Here is a 24,212-nt window from a genome sequence, read left to right as displayed (position 1 = left end):
AGTTCACCCCAAATTAGGGAAAGCCCGGGACAATGGGGAGGGGGCACCGGAAGACCGCACGTATGCGAGCTAGCGTTCCAGAACGGGTTGAGCAGGGGGGCGGCGATGCCCTTCGCGATCCGCTGCGTTCGAAGGGCCGGCCGCTCGTCGTCGATGTCGACGAGGTCATGGTGCGGGGAAGCTCCGTCCCGGCCGATATCGCATCCGATCTGATCCGCCGCCTTCGCGCTTTCGCCGCGGCGATCACCGCTTCCCTTGGAGCGCAAGCGCGATCGACTCATGGTGTAGCTCGATCGGGGTTCGATCCATCCCGGGCGCAATTTGACCCCGACGCGGTGAGGTTCCTGCTGCAGGTGCTGGGCGAAGGCCGCCCGGTCTACCTTTGCTCGGAAACCCATCCCGAGCCGTTCGTCAGCGCGGTCGCCGAGCATCTTGGCGTCTTCACCGCCTGGGCTGCCGCGCCGGAACGTCGATTGCCGCCGGCGCAGCGCGAAGAGCTGCCGCCCGTGCTTCGGCAGGGCTTTGACTATATCGGCAGCGCGGCGGTCGCGTTGCCCGATTCCGCATCGCGCCTCGCGCGCTCCGCTCGATCCGAGCCGTCCGCGCCCGCGCGGGTCAGTATGCGCGTCAGTATGCGCAGCTGGCTGAAGCTGTTCAGGGTGCATCAATACGCCAAGAACGCCCTCGTGCTGGTGCCGCTGCTGACCGCACACAAATTCGCATTGGGATCGGCGGCGACGTCGCTGCTTGCGGTGATCGCATTCTCGCTCTGCGCGTCGGGCGCCTACATCCTGAACGACCTTCTCGACGTCGAGGCCGACCGCGCGCATCCGACCAAGCGCAACCGCCCGATCGCAAGCGGCGCCATCCCGGCATCGCGGGCCGTCGGCGCGATGGCCCTGGCGCTGGTCGCCGCATTCGCGATCGCAATGTCGATATCGATCGAGTTCGGCGGCGTCCTGCTCGGCTATTTCGCGCTGACCACCTCCTATTCGTTCTGGCTCAAGCGCATCGCGACCGTCGACGTCGTCGTGCTCGCCACGCTTTACACCGTCCGCGTGATCGGCGGCGCCGTCGCGATCAGCGTGCCGATGTCGGAATGGCTGCTCGCGTTCTCGCTGTTCATCTTCATGTCGCTGGCGCTGGTGAAGCGCTATATCGAGCTCGCCGGCCAGCCGGACGGCGCCGTGCTGGCGGCGCGCGGCTACCAGGTCGAAGACAAATCGATGATCGCGATCCTCGCCGCCGCGTCAGGCTTCAACGCCGTCGTGATCTTCACGCTCTACATCTCGTCCGATACGGTGCGCGCGCTTTACAGCCATCCGCAACTGCTCTGGGTCGGTTGTCCGATCTTGATGTACTGGATCGGCCGCGTGATGTTGTTCGCGCAGCGCGGATTGATCGACGACGATCCGGTCATCTTTGCGCTGAGGGATCGCGTCAGCTGGGTCGCGCTCGGCGCGATCGGCGCCATCATGCTCGCCGCCATCTAGCGATGCCGGCGGCTGCGTTACCAGGAGCTGTGATGTCGACCTCCAGTCCGGGCGGCATTGGCCTGTCCGGCTGGGGCAACTATCCCAGGGCGTCGTCCGAACTGCTGGCGCCGCAGACGCCCGCAGGCGCGCGGGACCACCTGCTTGCGCGGTCCGGCGTCGTCGCGCGCGGGGCCGGGCGGGCCTATGGCGATGCCGCGATCGGAACGCAATCCACGATTTCGTCGCGCGGCCTGAACCGGATGCGGAGCTTCGATGCCGCAACCGCGCGATTGACGGTCGAAGCCGGCGTAACCATCGCCGACATCCTTGCCGTTTTCGAGCCGCGCGGCTTCTTCCTCAAAGTCGTGCCCGGCACGAAATTCGTGACGGTCGGGGGCGCGATCGCGGCCGACGTTCACGGCAAGAACCATCATCGCGATGGCGGCTTCGGCACCGTCGTCGATTCGTTCCGCATTGCGCTGCCTGGCGGCGAGATCGTCACCTGCTCGCGATCGGAAAACGCCGCGCTGTTCGCGGCGACGTTGGGAGGCATGGGCCTGACGGGCATGATCCTCGACGCGACGCTGCGGCTGCTGCCGATCGAGACCGCCTGGCTACGTCAGGACACCCGCGTCGCCGGCAATCTCGACGCGGCGATCGATCAGCTGGAAAGCAGCGCATCGACCACCTATTCGGTGGCCTGGATCGACTGCCTTGCGCGCGGCGCGGCGCTCGGCCGGTCGCTGGTCTATCTGGCCGAGCACGCCACGCGGCGCGACAAGGATATGCTTGGGCCCGGCCTCGAGACGTTTCCCAGGCTTCGCGCGTCGCGGCTCGCGGTCCCGGAGCTGTTTCCGGGATGGCTGCTCAATCGCGCATCGATGCGGGTGTTCAACGAGCTGTACTTCCGCCGCGGCGCCGCGCATCCGGGCAAGCCACGGCTGGTCCATTGGGACCCGTATTTCTTTCCGCTCGATGCGATCGCCGACTGGAACAGGATCTACGGCTGGCGCGGCTTCGTGCAATATCAATGCGTGATCCCGGCTAGCCGCGCGCGCCGCGTTCTCGCCGAAATTCTCGATCGTGTGTCGCGGCGCGGCGATGCGTCGTTTCTCGCGGTGCTCAAGCAGCTCGGCGAAGGCAGCGGGCCGATGTCGTTTCCGCTCCGCGGCTACACGCTGACGATGGACTTTCCGGTCACCGACGCGCTGTTCGGGTTTCTTGACCAGCTCGACGCGCTGGTGGTCGATGCCGGCGGCCGGCTCTATCTCGCCAAGGATGCGCGGCAGTCCCGCGCGACATTCGAATCCGGATATCCCGGCCTTGCGGCCTTGCGCGACATCCGCCAGCAGATCGGGGCGAACAGTCGCCTCGTGTCCCATCTTTCAGCACGGCTTGGAATTTGATGACCGGCACAAAATCAATTCTGGTGATTGGCGGCAGTTCGGACATCGGGCACGCGACCGCGCTGCGCTATGCGAGGGACGGATGGCGCGTGATGCTCGCCGCCCGCGATATCGCCGCGGCACAGCGCAATGCGGACGACATCAAGACGCGAAGCGGTACCGAAATCTCGGTTGTCGCGCTCGACGTGCTGCAGACCGGGCAGCTTGCCGGCTTCGTCGCCGGTCTTTCCCCACTTCCCGACACCGTCGTATGCGTTGTCGGGGAGCTCGGCGATCAGCAGCGTGCCGAGACCGATCCCGAGCTTGCGACGAAGATCATGCGCACCAATTTCGAGGCGCCCAGCCTGCTGCTCGAACTGTTCGCGCAAGCCTTCGCGACGCGCGGCTCGGGAACCATCGTCGGCGTGAGCTCGGTCGCCGGCGATCGCGGGCGGGCCTCGAACTATTATTACGGCGCGGCCAAGGCCGGCTTCTCGCAATTCCTGTCCGGCTTGCGCAATCGTCTGGCGCTTGCGGGTAAGGTCCGTGTCGTCACCGTCAAGCCGGGATTCGTGCGGACCAGGATGACGGCGCATATGAAGCTGCCGGCTCCCCTGACGGTGCAGCCGGATCGGGTCGCGGAGGATATCTTCCGGGCCGATGTGACGAGGCCGCGTGACGTGATCTATGTGGCGCGCCGCTTCCGGCTGGTGATGGCGATCATCTGCGCGCTGCCGGAGACGATCTTCAAACGGATGCGTATCTGATGCCCGGCGTCGCCGCCAACCACGCGTCGTTCCCGCGATCCAGCGCGATCCGGCCGAGCGTCCCGCTCGTGACGGCATCGCTGTGGCTCGCGCTGTTCGCGGCGACGCTGATCTTCAGCGTCATGCTCTGCGACGGCAGGCTGATCTTCACCCTCGACGATCCCTACATCCACCTCGCCGTCGCCGATCACATCCGGTCCGGCGGCTACGGCGTCAATGCGTCCGAGGTCTCGTCGCCAAGCTCGTCGATCATCTGGCCCTATCTGCTGGCCGTGACGGAGACGCTGCGTCTTGGCGCATTCGGTCCGCTCCTGATCAATGCCGCGGCAGCGGCAGCGACCGTCGTGGCTTTCCTGCGCATCCTTGAATCGGCTGAACTGCTCGACCCCGGCCGGGAGAAGCCGCTGCTGCTTTTCGTCGCGTTGCTCGCCATTTTTTCGTCAAGCGCGATCGCCCTGCCGATGACCGGCATGGAGCACAGTCTTCACGTTTGGGCCACGGTCGCGACTTTCGGCGGCCTGACCGAAGCCGCGCGCGGACGGTCGCCGACCGCCATGCATTTCGCGGCGCTGGTGCTGCTGCCGCTGATTCGCTTCGAGGGAATCGCGTTCGCCATCGCGGCGATGATGGGGTTTGCCCTGCTCGGCCAGCGCCGTTTTGCCGCCGCGGCCGCTGCCGTCACGCTCTGCGCGTTCGCCGCGTATTTCGCGCGAATGGCCTCGCTCGGTCTCCCGCTTTTGCCGAGTTCGGTATTGCTCAAATCGCGCATCGCCGAATCCGGCTATGAAGGGACCGGCGTCATCGCCTCCATCCTCCGCAATCTCGGCGACAGCTTCGCTGATCCCGCCGGCTTCAGGCTGATGCTGCTCGGTCTTGCGCTCGCCGCCGTGATGGCGCTGCTCCGCTCCGACCGCGGCGCCCTGATCGTCTGTGCGACGGTGCTCGCCGCGATCGCTGCGCATCTCGGCTTTGGCCAATATGGCTGGTTCCACCGGTATGAGGTTTACATCGTTGCGCTTGCGGTGCTGGCGCTGCTCTACGCGGTTGCACGCGCGCGAGCGGTCTTGAGCGTCCCGCAATGGACCGCCGCGACGCTCGCCAGCGTCGGGCTGGCCGGTTTTGCCAGCGTGGGCTATGTCAGCGCCGCCCTGGAGACGCCGTTTGCCTCGCGCGGCGTCTACGAGCAGCATTATCAGTTGGGCCGCTTCGCCCAGCAGCTATACCGGCGGCCGGTTGCCGTGAACGATCTTGGACTCGTCGCCTGGGGAAATGCGAACTTCGTCCTGGATCTGTGGGGGCTCGGTTCGGAGCGCGTGCGCAAGGCGAAGCGGGCCGGCCGCTACGGCCCGGCCGAGATGGCCGCGCTCGCCGACGAGTATCATGTCGGCGTCGCCATGATCTACGACAGCTGGTTTGCGCAGGGCGTGCCGGCGAGCTGGAGGAAGGTCGCGATCCTGCACACGATTCCGGTGACCGGCGCGCGGGGTGACGTAAGCTTCTACGTCACGCCGGCCGCGGAGCCAGAACTCGTCGCCGGCGCGCTGAAGGCCTTCGCGTCGACCCTGCCGGCGCGCGATCGTCTCGAAATGGTGGCGCCGTGAGTGTTGCGTGATCGCGGGGCGTGTCGCGCCGGGTGCTCAAATCCTCGCAAGAGGCCCCTGCGCCGGAACGGGAGAGCCCCTGCTTGACTCGCGCAGCAGCAGGATTGCGACGATCAGCGTGATCAGCGCGGCGATCCCGAAGCCTCCGATCGAAAGCACGTCGACCCAATGGACGTCCGTGCGCGGCGTGTTGTTATGGACCGTGTGCATGTAGCCGAAGGCTCCGATCGGTATCGGCGCGGCATAGATGATCGCACGTTCCCACTCGCGGGCCTTGGCCTGAAGCGCCGGCAACAGCAGCGCCATTCCGACACTGAAGATCAGGAAGTCATAATCATACGCATAGGGGCTGATGCAGACCGATACGATCGCGGTCAGGCCGAGACTCTCGCGCACCGGCATCTTGCGGTAGACCGCGACCAGCACGATGCCGAGCGCAAGGACGGCGACGATGCCCTGGCCGATAAACGCTGCCGACGCGGAGAACCCCGTGGTTCGCAGCGCGGCATAGGTCGAGACCATTCGGTACAGCGGATAATAGGCTTCCCGCAGGAATACCGATGAATCGTGCACGCTCTGCAGCATCACGGTCCAGATCTGCATGCCGAACAGCACCGTGCAGATCGCCGAGCTGATCAGCACGACGGCGCCCGCCGTCATCACGACGATCCACGAGCGCCGCAGGATGGCGTAGAGTGCGAAAGCAACGGCGAAATGCGGTTTGATGATCATGAGACCAAGGGCCACGCCCGCGAGCATCGGCCGCTCTTCGAAGTACAGGCACACCAGCCCGATCAGTGCGGCGGTAAGGAAGCTGTTCTGACCGCATGCCAGCGTGACCCCGATCGTCGGAAAGAAAACGATCAGCACAAGCACGAACCGGTTTCCGGCAAGACGCCGCAGCACCGCGAGATAAAGAGCCAGCGTCGAGGCCATGAACAACAGATAGGCCATCCCGAACGGGACCAGCGCGAACGGAGCCAGCAGCAGGTTGAATTGCGGCGGATAGGTCCATGGCATGAAGCCGTCGTGCCCGCCCGACGCCTGCTTCTCGATGATGGCGAGCTTCGCGAATTGATAGGCCTGGTCGAGGTCGCCGAGCCACACCAGCTTTGCGGTGATGTAGAAGGCGGCGAAGTCGACCAGTTCGCGGCCGTGCCCCAGCCCCAGCTGGGAGAACCACACAACCTTGAACAGGAGGGCGGCGACCAGCATCACGAGGATTCCGCGTGTGTAGTTGGCGCGCTTCGAGTCCGTCGACTGAATTGTTTCGAGCGTTGTTGCGAGCATCAGGCCGGGCCCTGTTATGGCAACCCAAGCTAGATTGAATAGGTTAAGCAGTCGAAAAATTGCAGGGAGAGGGTGGATCCCCTGTGGCCTGACAGCCGCAGGGATGCATGAAATCGGTCGGTGGAGGCTGGAACCGGACGGTATCTCGGTGTCCGGATGCGACTTTCGCTGGACGCTCCGTCGGCGGCAGTGATAACGGCTGACAAGAACCATCTCACGACGGACCGCATGCCGAAACCGCCGCCTTTTTCCAATCGCGGGCCCAGCCCATCCCCGGTACTGCAACGCGCCGTGGTCGCATTGCAGATGGGACAGGTCGTCGAAGCCGAGCGGCTGGCGGCGGAGGTCTTGAAGGCAAACCGGACCGATGTCGGCGCGGCCTCGATCCTGGCACGGGCGCTGATGATCCAGAACCGCAACGAGGAAGCGATCGCACCGCTCGAGCGAGCCGTACGCCGCGTCGAGGATCCCGGCCTCGAGACCCTGCTTGGCGCAGCGCTCGGCGGCGCTGGTCGCGGCAGCGAGGCGATCGATGTGCTGCGGCGAACCACCGCGCGGCGGCCGCCGTACCTGCCCGCATTCCAGGCGCTGGCAGGGCAATTGCACTCGGCCGGTCGCATCGACGAGGCGGTTGCCGTCATCGAGAGCGCGCTCGTTCTCGCGCCGGAGAGCCTCGAGTTTCAGCTGCTGCTGGCGCAGCTGCTGCCCCAGCGCAATGAGCGTGGCCGGGCGCGCGAGATTCTGGAGAAGCTGCGCAATGCGGCGCCGGGACATCCCGATGTTCTGGCCGCGCTCGCGCGTGTGCTGCTGCTCGATGGCGAATATGCTGCCGCGGCGGATCTCTACCGCCAGGTGGTGGCGCAGCGCCCCGACGACCCGCTGACGCGTCTCAGCTTCTCCGCCAGTCTTCTGGAAATGGGCGACCGCGCGGCCGGCGAGGCCAATCTGCGTCTCGCGTTGCGCGGCCGGCCGCAAATGATCGGCCGCACGACCGCCGCGCTGATCATGTCATCGCACGGCCGCTTCTTCTTCCGTCGCAGCGCCTTTGCGGAATTTCTGAGCTAGGGCGTTTTCGAGCGAAGCGGACACCGGCTCGCGCTAACGCGTCAAAACTAGAATCTAGAGCGGCGGGGATAAGCCGCGGCCTCTGCGCTCAAGCACAAGCGCCTCTGGAATGCTGGATCGCCCGCATCCGGGTGAAGACACCGAACTGGCTCAGGATCGCGCCCCATAGTCGGTGTCGTCCTGGCGAAAGCCAGGACCCATTACCCAAATCTCAATTGTTGAGCGCTACCGGGCCGCGATCCCGCTCATCACCGAAGACGGTGGCTAAGGGTCCTGGCTTTCGCCAGGACGACGGCGGTGGATGCCGAGCCTCCCATCGGGTAGTTCGCAATGACGGAGGAGGCCGCAGCGGAGCTTCGCGCGCCCGCTCTACGTCCGAAACTGCCGCCGATAGAGTCCGGACTCGCGGGCCATCCTGTTGGTCAGTTCCTGGGCGCGCGATGTTTCATCCGGCGTCATCGCGGCGGTCTGCGCGACCCAGTTTTCGCGCTTCACCGGGAAGCACTGCGCAACCGGCGTGCCCTTGGGCAATACGCCGTTGAAACTGGTGTCGTGCCAGCGTGCCGGGAAATGAACCCAGCTGTCGTGAAACAGATCGCAATCGACCATGCCGGTCAGCGTGGTGAACGGCAGGTCGAACCGGTTGACCGGATGCGTGAAGAACAGCGAGTAGCCGGGCGGCGCCTCGATGGTCCACAGATTGACGAACTTGATGACGAAGCGGTCGGGCTCGAACAGCGGCGAGCCGACTACCTGGCTTTCGTCGTGGAAGCCGACCGGCGAGCGCGGGAATTCGAGCGCGCCGCCGGCGGGAAGGTCGTTGTCCCAGGTGATCGCGCCATTCTCGACCTTGAGATCGCAGATCAGCGGCAAAAGGAAACCCGATGTCATCGCATCGACGAATGGCGGGCAGCGCTTGACGGTATCCTCTTCGCGATTGCTCATCGTATTGAAGGCCTGCGTCGGCATCGCCTTGAGCCATCCGGGAAGCCCCAACGACGCAGGCATCGGCGGCGGAATCTTGCCCTCGAGCTCCGCGGGGCAGCGGAATTTGATGGTGATCGCTTCGTTATTGTTGGACACGGCTTTGGTCCTTGGTTCGTTCAGTGTCGGCGGCGCCCTTGCGCCAGTCGATGCTCGTCTAGCACGCGACGACGGGGCGGAGAAAGCAGCCGCATCGGTCGCGAAGCGAGCCGCGATATCGAGCTATAAGTTGTTGTTATCATGACGGATAAGGCAAAGTCCTTAATCTCACGGTTCGGCGCGCGCCAATGCCGGTTTTCCGCGTCTTGCCGCTCACCGGTGTGCAAGACTCTGCCGATAGGCATTGGCTTTCGACGCCCGCCGGGCGCATCATGGCGTCGCTGACGACACGATCCGCGTGAGGTAACGGAGGCACCATGGCCGAATCGAAGGTTGAGACCGCCAACGCTGCAGCTGCCGCGTCCCCCTCCGGCGAGAGCGGCAGCGGCCCCAGCCAGCTCGCGGTCGCGACCGTCCGCACCGTGCCGATCGAGCAGGCGCAGTCCCGCACCGAGCACGATCTGCTCGGCGAGGACGACGTCCCGGCCAATGCGCTGTGGGGCATTCACACCAAGCGCGCGGTGATGAACTTTCCGATCACCGGCGTGCCGGTCGGGCACTTCCCGGAATTCGTCCGCGCGCTGGCGCTGGTGAAGCAGGCTGCCGCGCGCGCCAACAAGCGGCTCGGCTATCTCGCACCGGGGAAGGCGGATGCGATCGAAGCGGCCTGCACCCAGATTGCGACCGACAAGGTCTATGCCGAATCCTTCGTCGTCGACGCGATCCAGGGCGGCGCCGGCACGTCGACCAACATGAACGCCAATGAGGTGATCGCCAACGTCGCGCTGCGGCTGATGGGGCGCAAGCCGGGTGACTATCACGCGCTGCATCCGAACGACGACGTCAACATGGCGCAGTCGACCAACGACGCCTATCCGACCGCGCTGCGGCTCGCGGTGATTTTCGCCACCCAGCCGCTGGTGCGCGCGCTGGACGATCTCGCCTACTCGCTCAAAGGCAAGGCGGTGGAGTTCGCCGACGTGTTGAAGATGGGGCGCACCCAGCTTCAGGATGCGGTGCCGATGACGCTCGGCCAGGAATTCGATGCCTTCCACGTGACCGTGAAGGAGGATGTCGCGCGCCTGAACGAGATTTCCGCGCTGTTCCGCGAGGTCAATCTCGGCGCCACCGCGATCGGCACCGGCATCAATGCCGATCCGCGCTATGCGGCGCTCGCGGTCGAGGAATTGTCGCGGCTGTCCGGCCAGCCGATGGTGCTTGCCTCCAACCTGATCGAGGCGACGTCCGATCTCGGCGCCTTCGTCCTGTTCTCCGGCGTGCTCAAGCGCGTTGCGGTCAAGCTGTCCAAGATCTGCAACGACCTGCGGCTGCTGTCGTCGGGGCCGCGCACCGGCATCGGCGAAATCCGCCTGCCCGCCGTGCAGGCCGGCTCGTCGATCATGCCCGGCAAGGTCAATCCTGTCATTCCCGAAGTGGTCAACCAGGTGGCTTTCCTGGTGATCGGGCACGACCTCACGGTCACGATGTGCGCCGAAGGCGGCCAGTTGCAACTCAACGCGTTCGAGCCGACCATCGGCTATTGCGTCTTGAGTTCGCTGCGCATGCTGACGGCGGCGGTCGATACGCTGACCAAGCGCTGTGTCGACGGCATCGAGGCCGATCGCGAGCGTTGCCGCAGCCTGGTGCAGGGCTCGATCGGTCTGATCACGGCGCTGGCGCCGTCGCTCGGCTACGAGGCCTCATCGCGCGTGGCGCGCCGTGCGCTCAAGGAGAACCGCTCGGTCGCCGACATCGTGCTGGAGGAAAAACTGCTGACCGAAGCGCAGCTCAACCAGCTCCTCGAGCTCGAGGCCATGACCCGCCCGGCGCGCCGGCAGCCGGTGCCGAGGAGTTGAAGGACAGCCGCTGCATCGGCAGTCGGCTCCCTCTCCCGCTTGCGGGTAGGGCAATCGCATATGACCTTCAGCGGCTACGGAGGTAACTCCGGCCTCGTGGTTCGAGACGCGCCGCAAGCGGCGCTCCTCACCATGAGTGCCGCAAAACAAGACCCGTCATCCTGAGGAGCCGCGCAGCGGCGTCTCGAAGGATGGCCGCGAGGACGCTGCCCGACAGATTTTTCTATATGCGATTCCCCCGCAAGCGGGAGAGGGGGCGCAGTCCCTTCGGAGGCCTACAGCGTCTTGATGAACTCGATCAGGGCGCGGCGCTCGTCTTCCTTCAGCTCCGGCCCGATCACGCCGGTGCGCTTCTCGTTGGAGAATTCGTGTCCGGAATTGCCGTTGCCGCGCTTGGTGGTGTCGAGCATGAAGGCGTTCCTGATCTTGTCCTTCCAGACGTAGCCGAGATCCTTGGGATCATACTCCCGGCCGCCGAGATAGAAGGTCGCGGGACGGTCCTTCACCGGCGACAGCAGTGCGTAGATGGTCGGGACCGAGCCGTTGTGCAGATACGGCGGGGTCGCCCAGATGCCGTTGAGCGGCCGGACCTTGTAGGCGAGCGGCGCCTGGATCTCGTTCGGCCGGTAGCCGTTGATGCGCTTGCGATCTTCCGGCGGGGTCTTGTTCTGGTCGTACCAATAGTCGACGGTCTTCTCGACGAGATCGCCGAGCGCAGGACCGAAACTGCTGTCCTTGATGTTCAGATTGGCCGGCGTCTCGACGGTGCGGTGCGCGAGGCCCTCGGCTTGCGCGCTGTCGGTACCGATATGGCTGATCGGAATCATCTCGACATCGAGCAGCGGCTGGCCGGCCTCGTTCCTGGTCCAGCGCCTCTTGTCCTTGAACAGCGCAAAGGCTTCGCTCGCGGGCAGCGCCTTGCTGTCGATCGCCGGGCCGTGACAGCCCTGGCAATGCGTCTTGTAGAGCTCGCCGCCCTTCTTCGCGAGGTCCATGTTGATTGGCGGCAGGATGTTCTCCGGCCATTTCGGCGAAGCAAGTCCGCCAAAACCCTTGTCCTCGCTGGGCGGCTCGCCGGCGATCATCCGCTCCATCTCGTGCAGCACGTCGATCCGCGCGCTCGATTTGTAAAGCCCCTTGGACTCGTCGAGCAGGTTGAGCTCGGCGCTGACGCCGAGCGCCTCGCCGGCGTTGCGTACCATCGGCTGCATGATCGAGCCGTCATATTGCACCCAGCTGAACCACGGTGCGTTCCAGATTCGCGGGAAATGCACCGGCGCCGAATGCGAGGCGTAGTTGTTCGGGTTGTTCAGGTCGATCGAGAACACTTGGTTGCCGATCCGGTTCAGCGCGTCGAGCCGCGCATAGCCTTCCTCGACGCTGTTGGCGGCGACCTTGTTCTCCAGCGAATTGATGTTGGCGTATTGCTTCAGCACGAGGTCGAGCTGGCCGCGCAGCGCCATGCGTTCGTCGAGGCTGGCATCCTTGCCGAGGATCTCGTCGGCAAAGCGCGAGAAGCGCCCCGGCCAGAACCGCGTCAGCAGCAGTGAGACGCCGACGCTCTTCTGGAATTCGAACAGATTGGTGTTGGCCGGCCCACCGTCGATCACGATCTCGGTGCCGCGATAGCTGAAGCTGCCGGTGTGGCAGGCGGCGCAGGTCAGGCCGACGCCGGTCATATCCGCCTTGCTGTGCGGATTGCGCCACGGCGCGCCGTTGGCATCGGCCATCGGGCCGCCCTGCGAAAAGCCGATCGGCAGCGCATCGGGTTTGCCCGGAATCACCGTGTCGGGAATAAAGCCGAAGCGGCCGAGATAATTGGTCTCGCTGAGTCGCGGCGCCGCGGTGAACAGCGGCCAGACCGTCGGCTGCTCCAGCGCCATGAACCATTCATGGGGAATGCCGAAGGTCCGTGTGCCCTGGTCGGCGTGATAGAACCAGCGCAGCCGCTCCGCGCTGACATTCTGATCCAGCCACACCGTCTTTGCCGGCGGCTGGTAGTCGACGACCTTGACGCGGAAGCCGCTCGCCACCGTCTCGATATCGTCCTTGAAATAGAGCACGCCGGCGACAATCAACAGTCCGATGACGAATATCGTCTTGCGAGGCATGCCCCGTTCCCCCAATTCGCGGTATCCGCGCGTGATATGGATGAGATGTTAAAATTCGCCGAAAAACGAGTTCGCGTTAAGCGTGTGATGCGGTGTGCGCCATCCTACAGTCGCGGCGCTTGGTCTAACAACGGAAATGTTGATTGGCTGTGAGCCAGTTCACTTGCGGCGTTCCCTCCGCGGCGGCATTTGCGCGCATCGAGGCCTGCGGCTAGAAACAACGGCGCAACAATTCTTCGAGATGTCATCTTGAACACGTCAGGCGTGCAGCCGCTCACGATCACGGTCTCGGACGACAGCACGGTGTCCGCGCTGCTGCTGCGGCCGGCGCAGGCCCGTAGCGCCTATGTGTTTGCCCATGGCGCCGGCGCCGGCATGACGCATCCCTCGATGGTCGCGATTGCGGAGGGCCTGGCGGAGCGCGGCATCGCGACATTGCGCTATCAGTTTCCCTACATGGAGAAGGGCAGCAAGCGGCCCGATCCGCCCGCCGTCGCGCAGGCAACGGTGCGTGCCGCCGTGGCGGAAGCTGCGCGTCATTGCGGCGAACTGCCGCTGTTCGCCGGCGGCAAGTCGTTCGGCGGACGCATGACCTCGCAGGCACAGGCCAAGGCGCCGCTCGCCGGCGTGCGCGGGCTGCTGTTTCTCGGCTTTCCGCTGCATCCCGCCGGCAAGCCATCGAGCGAGCGGGCCAGGCATCTCGCCGAGGTCAAGGTCCCGATGCTGTTCCTGCAGGGCACCCGCGACGCGCTGGCCGAGCTCGACCTGCTCGAGCCCGTGGTGAAGGGGCTGGGTCATCGCGCGACGCTGCATCTGGTGCAGGAGGCCGACCACTCCTTCCATGTCCTCAAGCGCTCCGGCCGCAACGACCACGAGGTGATGGCCGAGGTGCTCGATGCCTTCGCGGGCTGGGTGGCGGAGCATGCATAGGTGTGTAGCCCGGATGAGCCAAGCGACATCCGGGGTCTGCATGCCGCGGGCGAGATCGGTCCCGGATATCGCGGAGCCTGTCATCGGGCGCGCGTTCGCGCGACCCGTTGGCTCATCCGGGCTACGCTTGGCCGCGAAAGGGATGTTATTCTCCACCCATGACAAAGATCCTGATCGTCAATCCCAACACCACCGCGTCGATGACCGCAACCATCGCGACCGCCGCGCGGGCGGTGGCCTCACCGGGCACCGAGATCGTCGCCGTCACGTCTGCGATGGGACCGGCCTCGATCGAAGGCTTCTATGACGAGGCCTTCGCCGTTCCCGGGCTGATTGAGGCGTTGCTGAAGACGCCCGATGCCGACGCCGGCATCATCGCCTGCTTCGACGATACCGGGCTCGATGCCGCGCGGTCGGCGGCCCGCTATCCGGTGGTCGGCATCTGCGAGGCGGCGCTGGTCACCGCCGGGCAGATCGCCAAGCGCATCGGCATCGTCACCACGCTGCCGCGCTCGATCGTCCCGCTGGAGGAACTGGTCCGCCGCTACGGCTTTGCCGACCGCGCGGTGGTTACTGCCTGCGATGTCGCGGTGCTCGATCTCGAGAAGCCGGGCTCGGGCGCGAGGCCGAAGCTGGAGGCCGAGATCGCCCGCGCGCTGGACAAGGGCGCGGACGCCATCGTGCTCGGCTGCGCCGGCATGGCTGATCTTGCCCATGAGCTGTCGGTGAAATTCGGCGTGCCCGTGGTCGACGGCGTGGCCGCCGCGGTGAAGCAGGCGGAAGCGCTTGCCGGCCTCAAGCTGACGACGTCGCGCCGCGGTGCCTATGCCTCACCTGGGGCGAAGAGATACACGGGTTTGCTCGAAGGATTCGCGCCGGCTCCAGAAGACTAAGCTTCGTCATTGCGAGCGAAGCGAAGCAATCCATGGCGCCGCATGCCGAGAATGGATTGCTTCGTCGCTGTCGCTCCTCGCAATGACGGATGAAGTTTTTATGACGCCACCCCGCGATAGATCCGGTCGCGCAGGCGGCGCATGCCGGACAGCCAGCGCTCGCGATTGGTGGCCTTGCGCTGCATGTATTCGTGCACCTGCGGATGCGACAGAATCAGGAAACGTTCTTCCGCCATCGCCTCGATCACCATGCGCGCAACCTCGCCCGGCTGCAGCACGCCGTCGACGCGCGCGGCACTCGGACCCGGCGTCGTCATGCCCGTCTGCACCGATTGCGGACAGAGCACGGAGACGCGGATGCCGCGATCGCCATACTGGATGGCGAGATGCTCGGCGAGCGCGACCGCGGCATTCTTGGTCACGCCGTAAGGCATCGAGTTCAGCGAGGCCAATAGCCCCGCGGCGGATGCGGTGTTGATGAGATAGCCGGAGCCGCGCGCGAGCATGCCGGGCACCAGCGCGCGCGCCGCGTACACGTGGCTCATCACATGCACGCGCCAACTCACGTCCCAGTCGGCATCGGACGCGGTCTCTTGTCCCTTGCGCGAGAGCCCGGCATTGGAGAAGAACACGTCGACCGGACCATATTTGTCCTCGGCCGCGGCGATCAGCGCCTTGACGTCCTCCTCGAGCCCGACATCGGCGGTGACGGCGAGGCCGTCGATATCGCCGGCGACGCTCGCGAGCCTGTCGCGCGAGGTCTTGAGATCGGCGACCACGACGCCGCGTGCACCGGCGTCCGCATAGGCCCGCGCCACCGACTCGCCGATCCCGCTCGCGCCGCCGGTGACGACGCAGACCTTGTCCTTGACTTGCATGGTTCGATGTCCCTGCTTGTTATCGTGGTGGGTCGGATTGTCAGCCCTGATACAGGCCCTTGTCACGCGCCTTCTGGATCGCGAGCGCGGCCATCAGGTCGAGCATCGGGGTCGAAATGGCGGCCGCGCGGGCGAATGCCGCCGGTGCGCGCACCAGCACATCGATCTCCATGGCGCGCCCGAGTTCGTAGTCCTGCAGGATCGACGGCTTGTGGTCCGGCGCCGGCCCTGAGCGGGTGACACGCTTGACCTCGGGAATATAGTGTGTCGCCACCGCATTGGCCTCGTCGAGCAGGCGCGGGATCACGTCCTGCATGTCAGGATCGTCGCGGACGCCGCGCGCAGTCAGCCCGGTCAACAGGCAGAGCACCGACATCGACATGTTGGTCAACAGCTTCGACCAGATCGTCTCGCGGATCTGCTTGACCTCGGGCGATTCGATCGCGGCGTCGTTGAGCGCCGCGCGCAGGCGGGCGATGCGCTCGCTCTGGCGATCGTCGCATTCACCGATCAAGAGGCGGTTGCGGTCCGGCGACAGGTTCGCGACGACACCCGGCGCGACCACCTCGTTGGAGGAAAAGATCACGCCGCCAATGATCCGCTGCTTCGGGACGGCGCTGCGCAAATGCCCGCCGGGATCGAGGAAGCCGAGATCGGGGATCGCGGGATGCTGTGGCGGGAGGCCGAGATCGTACCACCAGGGAATGCCGTTCTGCGCGAACACGATTGATGTGTCGCGCTGAAGCAGCGGCGGGAGCCCGGCTGCGAGCGCGCCGATGCCGGTCGCCTTCAGTGTGCTGATGACGATGTCTTGCGGTCCCAAATCGGCAGGATCGGCTGAGGCCTTCACCTTCGCGGTGATGCTGGTGTCGCCGACCTTCAGCGTCAGTCCGTTGGTCCTGACCGCGTCGAGATGTGGCCCGCGCATCACGCAGGCCACATCATGGCCGGCACGTGCGAGCCGGATCGCGAAGTGGCTGCCGACGGCGCCCGCGCCGAAAATGCAAATACGCATGAGTGGAACAATTCTCCGCAACGTGCCCGGTCAGTTTCCACAAGCGCGGGGCATCGCGCAACCCGTCATGCGCGTGGCGCGGTCGCGCGCGCTCGAAAGTGATGGATCAAGGCATCCGCTCTCGCCATAGTGCAAGGCCAGTACAAGATAACAGCAATGCCGAACGAGGGAGCAACGTCATGTCGGCCAGCCCAGTCCTGTGGAGCCTCGATGCGCGGGGTGTCGCGACCGTCACGCTGAATCGTCCCGAGGTCAACAATGCCTATGACGGCGCGCTGATTGCAGGCGTGCTGGCCGCGATCGACGATCTCTCGACCAGGCCGGTGCGCGTCGTCGTGCTGAAGGGCAACGGCAAGCATTTCCAGGCCGGCGCCGACCTGAAATGGATCAACGGCGTGCGGCCGAAATCGTTCGAGGAGAACGAGGCGGCGTCGCGCGCCACCTTCGAGGCGGTGCAGCGTCTCAACACGCTGCCGGTCCCGACCGTCGCGCTGGTGCAGGGCGGCTGCTTCGGCGGCGGCACCGGCGTGATCTCGGCCTGCGATATCGTGATCGCGGCCGACAATGCGCTGTTCTCGATCACCGAGGTGCGCTGGGGCCTGACCGCGGCGATCATCATCCCGCAGCTCTGCGACGCGATCGGCGTCCGCCAGGTGCGCCGCTATGCGCTGACCGGCGAACGGTTCGGCGCCGAGGATGCCCGCCGCATCGGCCTCGTCCATGAGGTGGTGCCACTGGCCGATCTCGACAGCGCCGGCGCCAAGGTCGTCGAGCAGCTGCTCGGCAATGCCCCGGATGCGATGGCCGAGACCAAGAAGCTCGCGATGGAAAGCTCGTTCGGCGGCATGGCGGTGGACGATGCGGCCTACAAGCGCCTCGTCCAGCTGCATTCAGCCAAGCGGCAGACCGCGGAAGCTGCCGAGGGGCTCGCATCCTTCGCCGAGAAGCGCGCGGGCCGGTGGGGCGGCGGCGCGTAAGCTCAGCAGCCGCGGCAGATGCCGCGCATGCTGCGATAGACCTCTTCGTCGTCGCGGCGCATCTGCTGCAGCTGATCTAACGTCTTCGATTCGCTCGACCGCGTCACCGGCGGCTCGGGCTTGCGCTTCGCCGCAAGTTCCTGCTCTTGCCGATGGTAGCAGGCCTCGCGCTCCGCCTTGGCCTCAATGAAGCGGCAGGTCTCGATCGCGGCCGCGGGCCCAGCGACGATGATGAGACCAAACGACATTGAGATCAGGAGTTTCAAGCGGGCGATCCTTTCGCGTCCTTGTCTCAGGTCGGCATGCCAACGGCAACGCCGGCGTCGCATCACAGCGGCTGCGACAGCGATTTCTTCAATGTCTTCAGCAGCGCCTGCACCGCGGCGGCATCGATGCGGCGCTCGGGAACGGCGGCCTTGACCCACAATTCCGGAATAGGAAAGTCGGTGAGTACCGGCTGCAACGCGCCGTCGCGCAGCGCGTCCGCGACCAGATAATGCGAGAGCAGCGCAATGCCGTTGCCGGCGATCGCGCTTTGCGTCAGCACGCGGCCTTCGTTCGAAGAGAGAATCGGGCGGACCTGGATATTGATGCGGCCGCGCGGTCCCTCGAACGGCCATTCCGGTCCGGTCGGCAGGAAGCTGAGGCAGCGATGATCGACCAGGTCGCGCGGATGCTTCGGTATGCCGTGCTTCTTCAGATAGGCCGGTGAGGCGCACACGAGGCGCGGCAGCCGGCACAAGGGCTCGTCGACCACGCCGCCGAAGGAATGCGGGAAGGCGCCGATCGCGAGGTCGAAACCTTCGGTTACCGGATCGACCGGACGATCGATCATCACGATCTCGAGCTTCACGCTTCCGTTCTGTTTCTGGAAGATCGTGAAGGCATCGGCGAGCCGCGCCACCGTCAGCGAAGTCGGCGCCTTGACGCGCAGATGATCGGAGAGGTCGCGCTGCTTCTCGCCCATCCGCGACAAGAGATCGCCGACATCGGCAACCACGCCACGGGCGCGGTGCACATATTGCTGCCCGGACTCGGTCAGCCGCAACTGGCGGGTCGAGCGGTGGAACAGCGCGGTGCCGATCCGCTCCTCGAGTTGGGTGACGCGTTTGGCGACGACGGATGTCGCGACGTTGAGCTTGCGCGCCGCGGCGGAAAAGCCGCCGGCATCGGCGGTGGCAAGGAAGGCTTCGAGATTGACCAGCGTATCCATCTGCCTTGCTCGTCTTTCTCGATTCGCGAAAGCTGATTACATAATTTGGTGGATTGTACTGCAATCTGCATCAATTCATAGTTGGCCCAATCAACTTTGTTCAGGGCGGAAATGATGCGAGCGAGCACGATCGAAGAACCTGCGCGGCAGGTCCCGGTCTATGGCGAATATGACGTGGTGGTGCTTGGCGGCGGACCGGCCGGCATCGCGGCAGCGGTCGGCGCGGCATGTGCCGGACGGCGGACGCTCCTGATCGAGCGTTACGGATTTCTCGGCGGCATGGGCACCGCGGCCGGCGTGACCAACTTCTGCGGACTGCACGCCAACATCTTCGGCGAGATGCACCGCGTGGTGCAGGGCATCGCCTCCGACCTCCTGGCGCGGATTGACCGGCTCGGCGGGCTGAACGCGCCACATCTGATCCTCGGCAAGATCCTTGCGCAGGCCTACGACACCGCGGCCTACAAGATCGCGGCCGACGATCTGCTCGCACATCACAAGGTCGACATTCTGTTCCACGCGCTCGGCGCCGGCGTCGTCATGGATGGTTCGCATATCCGTGCGCTGATGGTGGAAACCAAGGCCGGCCGTCAGGCCGTGCGCGCCAGCATCTTCATCGATTGCTCCGGTGACGGCGATCTCGCGGTGTGGGCCGGTGCGCCCCATGAAGTCGGCGATAATGCCGGCGGCATGCTCTACCCCTCGATGATGTTCCGCCTCAACGGCATCGATCCAGCGAAGGCCGGCGATGCCTGGCGCACCATCCCGGCGCTGATGGCTGAGGCCGAGGCCGCCGGCACCCACACATTCCCGCGCAAGTCGGCGATCGTGCGGCCGCAGAAATCGCAGATCGAATGGCGGGTGAATTTCACCCAGGTGACGCGAAGCGACGGCGGCGCCATTTCCGGTATCGATCCTGACGACATGACGCGCGGCGAGATCGAGGGCCGCCGCCAGGCGGTCGAAGCGTTCAGGTTCCTGCGCACGGTGCCCGGCTTCGAGAATTCCTACATCGTCGATCTGCCGCCGCAGCTCGGCATCCGCGAGACGCGGCGCGTGATCGGCGGCTACATGCTGTCAGGCGAGGACGTGCTGGGCTGCGCCTCGTTCGAGGATTCGATCGGCGTCAATGGTTGGCCGAAGGAATCCCATGTGCCGGGTGATGTGATCTTCGAGTTTCCGCCGATCCCGGAGAGCCGCGGCTATAACGAGTTGCCGTACCGCATGCTGGTACCGGAGGGCGTCGACAATCTCCTGGTCGCCGGCCGCTGCGCCTCGATGACCCATGAGGGGCAATCGGCGGCGCGCGTCTCCGGTGCCTGCTTTGTGATGGGCGAGGCGGCGGGAACCGCAGCCGCGCTCGCGCTGTCGGGCAATACGATTCCGCGCGACATTTCCGTCGAAAAGTTGCAACAACAGCTCGGCACACAGGGCGCGTTCATCGGCCGCGATCAGGCCGTGCCCGAAGGAATCTAGAGCGTTTTCAAGCGAAGTGGATACCGGTTCGCGTGAAGAAAACGCGTCAAAACAGGAATCTGGAGCCCCGTTCCGATTTAATCGGGACGGAAGCGGCTCCAGGCGGAGGACGGAATGAAGGGTTGGGCGCGGCTCGCAGTCGCGGGCATGCTGGTGTGGGCCGCGAGCGGCATCGCGCGGGCCGACGATCTCCTGAAGGCGAAGATCGGCGTCTTGCGGCTGTCGTCCTCGGCGCCGGTGTTCATCGCGCAGGACAAGGGCTATCTCCGCGACGCCGGACTCGACGTCGAGCTCAAGTTCTTCGACGCGGCGCAGCCGATCGCGGTCGCGACCGCGTCGGGCGATGTCGATTTCGGCGTCACCGCCGTCACCGCGGGGCTCTACAATCTCGCCGGCAAGGGCACGCTGAAGGTGATCGGCGGCATGAGCCGCGAGAAGGCCGGCTATCCCCTGATTGGCTATTTCGCCAGCAACAACGCCTATGCCGCCGGCCTCAAGACGCCGAAGGATCTGGCGGGCAAGCGCGTCGCGGTGACCCAGGTCGGCTCCAGCTTCCATTATTCGCTCGGCCTGCTCGCCGACAAATACGGCTTCAAGCTGTCCGACGTGAAGGTAGTGCCGCTGCAGTCGCTGTCGAACGCGGCCGCGGCGCTGAAGGGCGAAACCGTCGACGCCGCGCTGCTGCCGGTCTCGACCGCGCGGACGCTGATGGATTCCAACGGCGCGAAATTGCTCGGCTGGGTCGGCGACGAGACGCCGTGGCAGCTGGGGGCGATCTTCGCGTCGCCGAAGGCGCTGACCAACGCACCGCTGGTGACCAGGCTGCTCACCGCGCTCACCCGTGCCGACCACGAATATCACGACGTGATCCTGACTGCGATCAAGGACGGCGTGGCGCCGATCAACGACAAGACCAGGCCGCTGCTCGAGATCATCGCCAAATACACCAACCTGCCGGTCGCGCAGGTGGTCGGCAATTGCGCTTATATCGATCCCGACGGCAAGCTCGACGTGAAGAACCTCGACAACCAGATCAAATGGCTGCAGGGGCAGGGTTTCGTGGACAAGGGTTTCGATGCCAATGCGATCATCGCCAAGGATTACGTGAAGGCGGATTGATGTTAGACCGCAGACACCACTCTATCCCCGTCATCCTGAGGAGCCGCGAAGCGGCGTCTCGAAGGATCGACGGCCCCGATAGTGACCGGCCGTCCATCCTTCGAGACGCGCGCAAGTGCGCGCTCCTCAGGATGACGGGTCAAAGAGTGAGCCGGTAGATGGACCTGATCGCCGACCATATCAGCCATCGCTTCGGCGCGCTCGACGTTCTCGACGATGTCTCCTTCACGGTCCGCGCGGGCGAGATTGTTGCGATCGTCGGTCCGTCCGGCTGCGGCAAGAGCACGCTGCTGTCGATCCTCGGCGGCCTGCTGCGGCCGAGCAAAGGTGCCGCCGAGCTGCGCGGCGCGGCGCCGGCTGATAGCCTCAATCCGCTGACCTTCGTGTTCCAGGATTTTGCGCTGCTGCCGTGGAGCACGGTCGAGGACAACGTCGCGTTTCCGTTGTTGCATACGGGTTTGAGCGCCGGCGAGCGCAGCGCCGTGATCGACGATGCGCTGCGCCGCACCGGGCTGTCGGATTTCCGCAGCGCCTATCCGAAGCAACTGTCCGGCGGCATGCGCCAGCGCGTCGGCATTGCGCGGGCACTCGCGGTTCGCCCCGCGATCCTGCTGATGGACGAGCCGCTGTCGGCGCTGGATTCGCAGACCCGCGAGCTTCTGATGGAGGATTTCGTGCGCCTGCTCGCCGACGGCGCGATGGGCGCGGTCTATGTCACGCATAATCTCGAGGAAGCGGTGCGGCTCGCCGACCGCGTCGTGGTGCTGTCGCGCCGCCCTGGCCGGATCCGGGAAATCGTGACCATCCCGATGACGCGCGCCGAGCGCGGCACGACGGATGCGCGCGGGCCGATGGCCGCGCTACAGGGTGAGCTGTGGTCGTTGATCCGGAAGGAGGCGATCGATGCCGAGCGCGAGGTCCAGCATGCTTGACCGCGCGCCGCAGGAAGCGAAAGACCAGTCGGCGGAGGCGACGCGCCCGGTCGCGTTTCGCGGCGCCGGCTTCACGTCTGGTGGCAGCCGCCATGCCGGCTGGATCGCGCTCGCGCTCGTGATCGCGGTCTGGCAACTCGCCGGCAGCGCAGGCTGGGTCAATCCGCTGTTCCTGCCGGCGCCGTCGGCGATCGCGTTCGCGATCTATAAGCTCGCGATGTCGGGTGCGCTGTGGCAGCACTTGTCGTGGTCGATCATGCGGATCGGTACCGGCTGGATCATCGGCACGGCCGCCGGCGTCGTGGTCGGCTTCGCGATCGGGCTGTCGACGATGGCGCGCGGCGTCGGCATCACCTTCATCTCGGCGCTGTTTCCGATTCCGAAGATCGCGCTGCTGCCGTTGCTCATTCTATGGCTTGGGATCGGCGAGGAGCCGAAGATCGCGACCATTGCGCTTGGCGTGTTCTTCTCGACCGCGATCTCGGTCTATAGCGGCGTCGATGCGGTGCCGCGCAATCTGATCCGGATGGCGCAAAGCTTCAACGTGCCGTTCCACGCCATTGTCCGCCGCGTGATCTGGCCGGGCGCGCTGCCCTCGATCCTCGCCGGCTTCCGCATCACCGCGTCGGTGGCACTCTTGCTCGTCGTCAGCGCCGAGATGATCGGCGCGCAATACGGCATCGGCGCTTTCGTCCTGCAGGCCGGCAATTTGATGCAGACCGATCAGCTGCTCGCCGGCGTCGTGATCCTGTCGCTGTTCGGGCTTGCGGTGGGGAAGCTGATCAATTTGCTGGAGACGCGGTTGCTGCACTGGCGGTAAGGGGGGCGCTGCCGCCACACACAAAGTGTCGTCCCGGCGAAGGCCGGGACCCATAACCACAGGGCGTGGTTGTTAGAAAAAGGCTGGGGCTCCAACGCGTTCAACCAATCAAGATTGGTGGTTATGGGTCCCGGCTTTCGCCGGGACGACGTGAGGTGGGCGCTGCGTGCCTTGCGCAGACGATCGTTACGCGTTCCCCCTGTCCTCGCGGAACAGGTCGAGCTTCTGCTGCACCGGGCGGTCGGAGAACGAGAACAGCACGGAGTCGGCATCGGCCTCGTGGGTGACCCAGTGCCAGCTCGGTACCACGAACAAATCGCGCGGTCCCCACTCGAAGGTCTGGTCACCGACCCTTGTGCGGCCCTTGCCCTCGATTGCGGCGAACACGGTCGCATCGGTTGCGCGATAGCGCGCGGTCTTGAAACCCTTTGGCAGCAGCTGGATGAAGGTGCCGATGGTCGGCATCGCGAAATCGCCGGTCTCGGGGTTGGAGAATTTCAGCTTCAGCCCGTGGCAGGCGTCCCACTCGTCGCTGACCTTGGCCTTCTCCAGCGCCTCGCGGGTGTATTCATAGGGATAGTTGAAGATCGGCGAGGTCTTCGAGGTTCGCTTCTGGTCGATCGGCAGCAGATTGTGGCCGTAGCGCGCGAAGCTGGCGCCGGCCGGCTTGGAGATCGACTGCTGATCTTCCTTGGCGCCTTCGGCAAACGAGCAGTCGAAGAACTGCACCATCGGGATGTCGAGCCCGTCGAGCCAGAACATCGGCTCATTGGTTTCGTTGGAATGATCGTGCCAGGTCATCGACGGCGTGATGACGAAGTCGCCCGGCGACATCGCGGTGCGCTCGCCGTCGACGGCGGTGAACGCGCCCTTGCCCTCGAGCACGAAGCGCAGCGCCGATTGGGCATGGCGATGGGCGGGGGCGATGTCGCCCGGCACCACCATCTGCACGCCGGCGAACAGCGAGGTCGTGATCTTGGACTGGCCGCGCAGGCCGGGATTTTCCAGCACCAGCACGCGGCGCTCGGCTTCCTTGGCCGTGATCAGCTTGCCGGCCTCGTTCATGTAGTCGCGGATCTGGTCGAACTTCCACAAGTGCGGACGGCAGGCGCTTTTCGGCTCCGGCGTGATCAGATCGTTCATCACGTTCCACAGCGCCGAGAGGTTCTGGCCGTCGATCTTCTTGTAGAATGCGTCGCGCTCCGGGGTCTTCTGCACGGCTTCCATGGCAAGCCTCCCATCATTCTTGTCGGTGCAATTTAATTGACAGTATACTGACAATATGGCTAGCGTCAATGAAGCAAGCCATGGCGTTTTCGAGCGAAG

21 protein-coding genes are annotated in these 24,212 nt (G+C 65.3%); 13 read left to right on the top strand and 8 right to left on the bottom strand.

Annotated elements, in window-relative coordinates; genetic code table 11:
• The first annotated feature begins 32 nt into the window (after nucleotides 1–32).
• The 4 genes from J2R76_RS25475 to J2R76_RS25460 are packed head-to-tail and all read left to right on the top strand — an operon-like array spanning nucleotide 33 to nucleotide 5,228.
• Entirely contained in the window at nucleotides 33–1,493 is a 1,461-nt protein-coding gene (locus J2R76_RS25475) for a UbiA family prenyltransferase (protein WP_307720405.1), read from the top strand.
• A 32-nt stretch (nucleotides 1,494–1,525) separates the two neighbouring features.
• Nucleotides 1,526–2,881: an FAD-binding oxidoreductase gene (locus J2R76_RS25470; protein ID WP_057020154.1), complete on the top strand. Its 1,356-nt coding sequence runs from the start codon at nucleotides 1,526–1,528 to the stop codon at nucleotides 2,879–2,881.
• Complete coding sequence (locus J2R76_RS25465; protein WP_057020153.1) at nucleotides 2,881–3,627, top strand: SDR family oxidoreductase; 747 nt, start codon at nucleotides 2,881–2,883, stop codon at nucleotides 3,625–3,627. The genes J2R76_RS25470 and J2R76_RS25465 overlap by 1 nt, the downstream gene beginning before the upstream one ends.
• A complete protein-coding gene (locus J2R76_RS25460) occupies nucleotides 3,627–5,228 on the top strand; it encodes a hypothetical protein (RefSeq protein WP_076832791.1) in 1,602 nt (533 codons plus the stop codon). The genes J2R76_RS25465 and J2R76_RS25460 overlap by 1 nt, the downstream gene beginning before the upstream one ends.
• Before the next feature lie 36 nt (nucleotides 5,229–5,264).
• Here the strand turns inward: J2R76_RS25460 and J2R76_RS25455 are convergent, their stop codons facing one another.
• Nucleotides 5,265–6,518: a glycosyltransferase family 87 protein gene (locus tag J2R76_RS25455; protein WP_076832788.1), complete on the bottom strand. Its 1,254-nt coding sequence runs from the start codon at nucleotides 6,516–6,518 to the stop codon at nucleotides 5,265–5,267.
• A 228-nt stretch (nucleotides 6,519–6,746) separates the two neighbouring features.
• On the opposite strand from J2R76_RS25455, the gene J2R76_RS25450 reads away from it, so the two are divergent.
• The gene (locus tag J2R76_RS25450) at nucleotides 6,747–7,583 is read left to right on the top strand and encodes a lipopolysaccharide assembly protein LapB (RefSeq protein WP_076832785.1); all 837 of its coding nucleotides are present in this window, start codon (nucleotides 6,747–6,749) and stop codon (nucleotides 7,581–7,583) included.
• Between the two features lie 369 nt (nucleotides 7,584–7,952).
• Here J2R76_RS25450 and J2R76_RS25445 read toward each other — a convergent pair whose 3' ends face one another.
• The gene (locus J2R76_RS25445; protein ID WP_028336241.1) at nucleotides 7,953–8,666 is read right to left on the bottom strand and encodes a hypothetical protein; all 714 of its coding nucleotides are present in this window, start codon (nucleotides 8,664–8,666) and stop codon (nucleotides 7,953–7,955) included.
• A 317-nt stretch (nucleotides 8,667–8,983) separates the two neighbouring features.
• Between J2R76_RS25445 and J2R76_RS25440 the strand changes: the two genes are divergently transcribed.
• On the top strand, nucleotides 8,984–10,522 hold the full coding sequence (locus J2R76_RS25440) for an aspartate ammonia-lyase (protein WP_076832783.1): 1,539 nt from the start codon (nucleotides 8,984–8,986) through the stop codon (nucleotides 10,520–10,522).
• A 275-nt stretch (nucleotides 10,523–10,797) separates the two neighbouring features.
• Here the strand turns inward: J2R76_RS25440 and J2R76_RS25435 are convergent, their stop codons facing one another.
• The gene (locus tag J2R76_RS25435) at nucleotides 10,798–12,633 is read right to left on the bottom strand and encodes a cytochrome c (protein ID WP_076832780.1); all 1,836 of its coding nucleotides are present in this window, start codon (nucleotides 12,631–12,633) and stop codon (nucleotides 10,798–10,800) included.
• A 249-nt stretch (nucleotides 12,634–12,882) separates the two neighbouring features.
• Here J2R76_RS25435 and J2R76_RS25430 point away from each other — a divergent pair, with 249 nt between their 5' ends.
• Both J2R76_RS25430 and J2R76_RS25425 read left to right on the top strand, forming a co-directional pair.
• Complete coding sequence (locus tag J2R76_RS25430) at nucleotides 12,883–13,563, top strand: alpha/beta family hydrolase (protein WP_076832777.1); 681 nt, start codon at nucleotides 12,883–12,885, stop codon at nucleotides 13,561–13,563.
• A 158-nt stretch (nucleotides 13,564–13,721) separates the two neighbouring features.
• Nucleotides 13,722–14,456: an aspartate/glutamate racemase family protein gene (locus J2R76_RS25425; RefSeq protein WP_076832774.1), complete on the top strand. Its 735-nt coding sequence runs from the start codon at nucleotides 13,722–13,724 to the stop codon at nucleotides 14,454–14,456.
• A 98-nt stretch (nucleotides 14,457–14,554) separates the two neighbouring features.
• Here J2R76_RS25425 and J2R76_RS25420 read toward each other — a convergent pair whose 3' ends face one another.
• Entirely contained in the window at nucleotides 14,555–15,334 is a 780-nt protein-coding gene (locus J2R76_RS25420) for an SDR family oxidoreductase (protein ID WP_253625169.1), read from the bottom strand.
• Between the two features lie 40 nt (nucleotides 15,335–15,374).
• Complete coding sequence (locus J2R76_RS25415; RefSeq protein WP_076832768.1) at nucleotides 15,375–16,349, bottom strand: ketopantoate reductase family protein; 975 nt, start codon at nucleotides 16,347–16,349, stop codon at nucleotides 15,375–15,377.
• A 179-nt stretch (nucleotides 16,350–16,528) separates the two neighbouring features.
• Here J2R76_RS25415 and J2R76_RS25410 point away from each other — a divergent pair, with 179 nt between their 5' ends.
• Complete coding sequence (locus tag J2R76_RS25410; protein WP_057020146.1) at nucleotides 16,529–17,326, top strand: enoyl-CoA hydratase-related protein; 798 nt, start codon at nucleotides 16,529–16,531, stop codon at nucleotides 17,324–17,326.
• A gap of 2 nt (nucleotides 17,327–17,328) precedes the next feature.
• Here J2R76_RS25410 and J2R76_RS25405 read toward each other — a convergent pair whose 3' ends face one another.
• Nucleotides 17,329–17,592: a hypothetical protein gene (locus J2R76_RS25405; protein ID WP_063790168.1), complete on the bottom strand. Its 264-nt coding sequence runs from the start codon at nucleotides 17,590–17,592 to the stop codon at nucleotides 17,329–17,331.
• A 62-nt stretch (nucleotides 17,593–17,654) separates the two neighbouring features.
• Entirely contained in the window at nucleotides 17,655–18,539 is an 885-nt protein-coding gene (locus tag J2R76_RS25400) for a LysR family transcriptional regulator (RefSeq protein ID WP_057020144.1), read from the bottom strand.
• Nucleotides 18,540–18,653: 114 nt separating this feature from the next.
• Here J2R76_RS25400 and J2R76_RS25395 point away from each other — a divergent pair, with 114 nt between their 5' ends.
• The 4 genes from J2R76_RS25395 to J2R76_RS25380 all read left to right on the top strand — a co-directional run bounded on the left by J2R76_RS25395 (nucleotide 18,654) and on the right by J2R76_RS25380 (nucleotide 22,886).
• Nucleotides 18,654–20,015: an FAD-dependent oxidoreductase gene (locus J2R76_RS25395; RefSeq protein WP_076832897.1), complete on the top strand. Its 1,362-nt coding sequence runs from the start codon at nucleotides 18,654–18,656 to the stop codon at nucleotides 20,013–20,015.
• Nucleotides 20,016–20,129: 114 nt separating this feature from the next.
• On the top strand, nucleotides 20,130–21,134 hold the full coding sequence (locus tag J2R76_RS25390; protein WP_076832761.1) for an ABC transporter substrate-binding protein: 1,005 nt from the start codon (nucleotides 20,130–20,132) through the stop codon (nucleotides 21,132–21,134).
• A 158-nt stretch (nucleotides 21,135–21,292) separates the two neighbouring features.
• Nucleotides 21,293–22,066 carry an ABC transporter ATP-binding protein gene (locus tag J2R76_RS25385; RefSeq protein ID WP_076832758.1) on the top strand — a complete coding sequence of 258 codons (774 nt, stop codon included), beginning with the start codon at nucleotides 21,293–21,295 and terminating at the stop codon, nucleotides 22,064–22,066.
• Nucleotides 22,059–22,886, top strand: coding sequence for an ABC transporter permease (locus J2R76_RS25380; protein WP_076832755.1), 828 nt, complete (start codon nucleotides 22,059–22,061; stop codon nucleotides 22,884–22,886). The genes J2R76_RS25385 and J2R76_RS25380 overlap by 8 nt, the downstream gene beginning before the upstream one ends.
• Before the next feature lie 186 nt (nucleotides 22,887–23,072).
• Here J2R76_RS25380 and gtdA read toward each other — a convergent pair whose 3' ends face one another.
• Nucleotides 23,073–24,113, bottom strand: a complete 1,041-nt coding sequence (gtdA, locus tag J2R76_RS25375; protein ID WP_076832754.1) for a gentisate 1,2-dioxygenase — start codon at nucleotides 24,111–24,113, stop codon at nucleotides 23,073–23,075.
• Between the last annotated feature and the right edge of the window lie 99 nt (nucleotides 24,114–24,212).

It is taken from the genome of Bradyrhizobium sp. USDA 4532 (assembly GCF_024171315.1).
In the GTDB taxonomy this organism is placed as follows: domain Bacteria; phylum Pseudomonadota; class Alphaproteobacteria; order Rhizobiales; family Xanthobacteraceae; genus Bradyrhizobium; species Bradyrhizobium australafricanum.
Note: the sequence above shows the minus strand (reverse complement) of the source record. Positions and strands in the feature narration are given on the sequence as shown.

What these genes read in the sequence shown, in the direction of transcription:
- J2R76_RS25475 (WP_307720405.1), top strand. Translation starts at nt 33, where the DNA reads ATGGGGAGGGGGCACCGGAAGACCGCACGTATGCGAGCTAGCGTTCCA.
- J2R76_RS25470 (WP_057020154.1), top strand. Translation starts at nt 1,526, where the DNA reads ATGTCGACCTCCAGTCCGGGCGGCATTGGCCTGTCCGGCTGGGGCAAC.
- J2R76_RS25465 (WP_057020153.1), top strand. Translation starts at nt 2,881, where the DNA reads ATGACCGGCACAAAATCAATTCTGGTGATTGGCGGCAGTTCGGACATC.
- J2R76_RS25460 (WP_076832791.1), top strand. Translation starts at nt 3,627, where the DNA reads ATGCCCGGCGTCGCCGCCAACCACGCGTCGTTCCCGCGATCCAGCGCG.
- J2R76_RS25455 (WP_076832788.1), bottom strand. Translation starts at nt 6,518, where the DNA reads ATGCTCGCAACAACGCTCGAAACAATTCAGTCGACGGACTCGAAGCGC.
- J2R76_RS25450 (WP_076832785.1), top strand. Translation starts at nt 6,747, where the DNA reads ATGCCGAAACCGCCGCCTTTTTCCAATCGCGGGCCCAGCCCATCCCCG.
- J2R76_RS25440 (WP_076832783.1), top strand. Translation starts at nt 8,984, where the DNA reads ATGGCCGAATCGAAGGTTGAGACCGCCAACGCTGCAGCTGCCGCGTCC.
- J2R76_RS25435 (WP_076832780.1), bottom strand. Translation starts at nt 12,633, where the DNA reads ATGCCTCGCAAGACGATATTCGTCATCGGACTGTTGATTGTCGCCGGC.
- J2R76_RS25425 (WP_076832774.1), top strand. Translation starts at nt 13,722, where the DNA reads ATGACAAAGATCCTGATCGTCAATCCCAACACCACCGCGTCGATGACC.
- J2R76_RS25420 (WP_253625169.1), bottom strand. Translation starts at nt 15,334, where the DNA reads ATGCAAGTCAAGGACAAGGTCTGCGTCGTCACCGGCGGCGCGAGCGGG.
- J2R76_RS25415 (WP_076832768.1), bottom strand. Translation starts at nt 16,349, where the DNA reads ATGCGTATTTGCATTTTCGGCGCGGGCGCCGTCGGCAGCCACTTCGCG.
- J2R76_RS25410 (WP_057020146.1), top strand. Translation starts at nt 16,529, where the DNA reads ATGTCGGCCAGCCCAGTCCTGTGGAGCCTCGATGCGCGGGGTGTCGCG.
- J2R76_RS25400 (WP_057020144.1), bottom strand. Translation starts at nt 18,539, where the DNA reads ATGGATACGCTGGTCAATCTCGAAGCCTTCCTTGCCACCGCCGATGCC.
- J2R76_RS25395 (WP_076832897.1), top strand. Translation starts at nt 18,654, where the DNA reads ATGCGAGCGAGCACGATCGAAGAACCTGCGCGGCAGGTCCCGGTCTAT.
- J2R76_RS25390 (WP_076832761.1), top strand. Translation starts at nt 20,130, where the DNA reads ATGAAGGGTTGGGCGCGGCTCGCAGTCGCGGGCATGCTGGTGTGGGCC.
- J2R76_RS25385 (WP_076832758.1), top strand. Translation starts at nt 21,293, where the DNA reads ATGGACCTGATCGCCGACCATATCAGCCATCGCTTCGGCGCGCTCGAC.
- J2R76_RS25380 (WP_076832755.1), top strand. Translation starts at nt 22,059, where the DNA reads ATGCTTGACCGCGCGCCGCAGGAAGCGAAAGACCAGTCGGCGGAGGCG.
- gtdA (WP_076832754.1), bottom strand. Translation starts at nt 24,113, where the DNA reads ATGGAAGCCGTGCAGAAGACCCCGGAGCGCGACGCATTCTACAAGAAG.